This is a genomic window from Lysobacter sp. TAB13, from assembly GCF_052113885.1.
In the GTDB taxonomy this organism is placed as follows: Bacteria; Pseudomonadota; Gammaproteobacteria; order Xanthomonadales; family Xanthomonadaceae; genus Lysobacter; species Lysobacter gummosus.
Map to the genome: position 1 here is coordinate 1 of NZ_JBFRDR010000086.1, position 638 is coordinate 638.

1 protein-coding gene is annotated in these 638 nt (G+C 64.7%); it reads right to left on the reverse strand.

Features of this window, described 5'->3' with window-relative positions:
* Positions 1-245: 245 nt before the first annotated feature.
* Positions 246-638: autotransporter outer membrane beta-barrel domain-containing protein (locus tag AB4Y92_RS25240; protein WP_441822109.1), on the reverse strand; the 393-nt coding region annotated here is incomplete at its 5' end.

The window sequence follows — 638 nt, forward strand, 5'->3', positions numbered from 1 at the left end:
CTGCGGGTTGTGATGCTCTTGATCATCGTTTCCTCCCTTGTCCCGTATTAATCGGGACTATCGGCAGGATGTAATCGATTGCATGAAGCGTCAATACGCCAAATGGCTGGTCCGATGTCCCTCATGGCGTGCTGGGATCAAGGCGGCGCCGCGAGGCGGCAAGGCCGGGCGATCAGCGCGGATTGCGACGAAGCAAGGGGCGTCCGAGGGCACCCCTTGTTGAAGGTCTGGCAGGATCCGTCCGGTCAGAATTTGACGGCTAGGCTGCCCTTGACGGTCTGCTCGATCGCATGGGCGCTGTACTGGCCGCCATAGGACAGGCTGAGCGTCGCGTTGGGCGCCACGGCGAGGTCGAGCCCCGCGTCGAGCACGGCCGCATTCTTCGCGATCGGGATGCCGGTGATGCTGAAGGGCGTGCCGCCGGCGAAGGACAGGAGCGAGGCCGGCGTGACGTCGCCGAAGGCGTGTCGCCAGGCAAGCGCCCCACGCAATTCCAGCGCCATGCCGTTCACGGTCACGGTCGTCGATGCCCGCATACCCAGCGTCGAGAAAGCGGTGCTCATATCGGAACTGCGACCGACGAGAGCCGCCGCCGCGCCCCGCTCGGTAAAGCCGTCGCTCTGCAGGTTGACATAGGC